At 65.1% G+C, this 2,928-nt stretch carries 4 protein-coding genes; 1 reads left to right on the top strand and 3 read right to left on the bottom strand.

Features of this window, described 5'->3' with window-relative positions:
- Positions 1-310, top strand: a 310-nt coding sequence (locus ACR2JI_RS04155; protein ID WP_526388332.1) for a hypothetical protein, incomplete at its 5' end; no start/stop codon positions are given.
- A gap of 197 nt (positions 311-507) precedes the next feature.
- Here ACR2JI_RS04155 and ACR2JI_RS04150 read toward each other — a convergent pair.
- The 3 genes from ACR2JI_RS04150 to ACR2JI_RS04140 all read right to left on the bottom strand — a co-directional run.
- Entirely contained in the window at positions 508-675 is a 168-nt protein-coding gene (locus ACR2JI_RS04150) for a hypothetical protein (protein WP_526388330.1), read from the bottom strand.
- A gap of 2 nt (positions 676-677) precedes the next feature.
- Complete coding sequence (locus ACR2JI_RS04145) at positions 678-1,292, bottom strand: helix-turn-helix domain-containing protein (RefSeq protein WP_526388328.1); 615 nt, start codon at positions 1,290-1,292, stop codon at positions 678-680.
- 44 nt (positions 1,293-1,336) lie between these two features.
- On the bottom strand, positions 1,337-2,928 hold a 1,592-nt coding region (locus tag ACR2JI_RS04140), incomplete at its 5' end, for a cadherin-like domain-containing protein (RefSeq protein WP_526388326.1).

The following is a 2,928-nucleotide window of genomic DNA, read 5'->3' as shown; positions in this document are numbered from 1 at the left end:
CTGCACCCCGGAGTCCGATGAGTACCGGCGCGCCACCGGTCTGGCCGCCGGAGCGGTGCCCGGTTTCACCCTGGTTGACGCCTGGACTGCGGCGGGCAACACCGATCCGGGCCACACCTGGTCGGCGCGTAACCCGCTGGTCCCCCGCCGGGCCATCCATCCGCACCGTCGGCTCGACTACGTGATGGTGTCGACCCCGCGCCGACACGGTGCCGGTCATGTCAACGAGTGCCGCCTGGCCGGTACCGACGCGGTCGACGGGGTGTGGGCCAGCGACCACTTCGCGGTGGTTGCCGAGGTTCAGATGTGACGCACAGCTAGTCGTCGATTCCGATAGCGTGCGGGGACAACGAGTGAACGGAGGCCTGGATATGAATGAGCCGAAGGCAGGCACGTACGACCCCAAGAAGGGCGGCAAGTTCGAGCCGACGACCAAGGCGACGCCTCCACCGCCGCGTCAGCCGGGTCAGAAGGACAAGAAGCGGTAGCTGCTGGCAGTGCTAATGCTTAGAGCGAGTCGATGTCGGCAGACGCGCGATCTGCGTTGTAAGCCAGTGCCATTGCCGCACCACCAACGACGAAGATCGTTGCGGCACTGCCGATGCGCTGCAACTCCGCGTCCAATTCGCGGAGAAGTTCGCGCATTTGGTCGGCGCTGAACTCTTTTTCGGGCACGCTTATACCCCTTCGAGGTTGCCGGCCGGGTAGACGATGTTGCGTACCCGCAGTTCGATCGGGGTCCGCAGGTAGTCGGTCCAGAAGTACTTAGCCGGGACTCCGAACGGGTCGAATATTGCTTCGTCGCAGTATCGTTCGGATTGAAAGCACCAATCCAAGATCACCGGATCTGACACACGCCCCCGGCCAGTCATGGACGCCACACCGCCGATGATCGCATCCCAGCCGCGGATGCCGGCGAGTCCCGGATCCTGGTGGATGGCGTCTAGCGCGTCGGCCGCGGTGACGCGCATGCTGCGGATCACCAACTCCCGCAGCTGCCTGGCAGCGAAGTGCCAGTCCTCACCGCCGTTGATCGTGTCGACGAAATCTCGGTAGGTGAACAGCGGGGCGGACGTCAGACTGTCGCGGTAGCGCTCGAACTCCCGCCGGGTGATGCGATGGTGGGCACCAACCCGGATGGTGGCGATGTCGCCGCTCTTGATCTTGCGGCTGATGGTGGAACGGTCCACGCCGAGTCGCTTCGCGGCGTCGGCCGGGGTGAGAGTTTCAGTGCGCGTAACAAGGTCCACCACCTCGCCCGCTTCCTTTGCGCCGCTGAGGTGTGCGCGCACCAGATCGACCCACTCGGCTTCGCTCAGCCGCGGCCGGTTCCGCTTTACGTCTTCACCTTGCGGCGGCGGATGAAGAACCCGATGAAGATCATCGAGGCCGGACTCAGCGTGTAGCCGAGGTCCTGCAGGATTCCCTGCTCCACAGCACTGAGCACCCGAACACCACGTCCGCTGTCGGCCAACGCATTCATCAACTGGGCGTTGGAACCGGTGAAGGTGTCGTCGTCCAGGTGCGAGCCGGAGCTTCCCGACTCCCATGGATCCGGCGTGTAGATCGGCACCGGCCCGCCGTAGGCCGCCACCGCGTTGTCGCCGACGAAGTACAGGCCGCCGTTACCTCCGGTGAGGTTCGGATTGAACGCAGCCTTGAACCGGTACAGCGTGTTGATCGCCGGCGTGCCGTTCTCGTCCGCGACGAAGCTGTCGAACACCGTCCATTCCCGGGAGGTGTTGTAGCCGGCCTCATCGATGTAGGACAGGAAACCGTAGGCGTGCATCATCTCGTGCATCATCGTCGAGATGAAGTCGTACTCGTCGCCGGCGACGGTGTCACCGAAAGCCCATGGCTGACCGAAGTTGGCATCGATGCTGCCGTCGTACCCGGATCCGTTCCCGTCCACACCTCCGAGCAGCTTGCCCTGCACCACCGTGGAGAAGTAGCCGGAACCGGAATCCTCGAGATCGCTGCCCGCCGATGCCAAGTTGTCCGAGTCCGGCGCATTGGACGCCGTCACCTCGAAGGTGAGGGTTACCGGCGCGCTGACCACGATGTAGGACGCGATCTCATCCGCCGCGAACTGCAGCGCCTGCTTGGCGGCGGCGGTCCAATACCGGGCACCCTCGGTGTAGTTGAAGACGTAGGTGACCAACGAGCCGGTCACCACCGATGCCGGGATCGGGACCGAGACCGCTACCGGTGTTGAGCCGCCGTGGCCGTCGGTGATAGTGACGGTGAAGGTGTCGGTACTGGCGGCCACGCCGAGGGTATTCGGGGTGTAGGTGAATTCGCCTGTGCCGGAGTCGATTATCACCGCGCCCCTGGTGGTGGACCCCGGAGTGCTGAAGGTCAGCGGATCGTTGTCCGCATCGGTTGCGGTGACGGTTCCGTTGACGACGCCGGTGGACGGATCCGGAGTGCCGACGGTCGGCGTGCCGGCGACAGGGGCGGAGTTCTTGGGGCCGATCGCCACGGTCACCGAGACCAGGGTGGTGCCGCCCTGGGCGTCGGTGTCGGTGATATCGAAGGAGTCGGCAAGGTCGGCGCTTGTCGCGGAGTCACTTGCGGCGGCATGGCGCGCAGATGCGGTGGGTGTGTAGGTGAAGGCGCCGTTGGTCGCGACTGCCACCGTGCCCTTGCCGGTACTCGACGGCGCACTGTAGGTGAGGGTGGTGCCATCGGTGTCGGTGGCGACCACCCTGCCGACGACGACGCCTGTCGTCGCGTTGGGCGAACCGACAGTGACCGTTGCCGCCGGTCCGGTGTTGGACCGCTTCCAGGCCGTCACATTTACCGGAACGGTCACCGTCGAGGTGTGTCCGCCGAGCCCGAGGAATCCGAGGGTCAGCAGATTCAGCAGGCCGACGATTCCGTGCAGGTGGAACCCGGCTCCGGCATCGCTGGCGGTGACGGTGAAGC

This window comes from Mycobacterium sp. (assembly GCF_051006775.1).
In the GTDB taxonomy this organism is placed as follows: Bacteria; Actinomycetota; Actinomycetes; order Mycobacteriales; family Mycobacteriaceae; genus Mycobacterium.
Note: the sequence above shows the minus strand (reverse complement) of the source record. Positions and strands in the feature narration are given on the sequence as shown.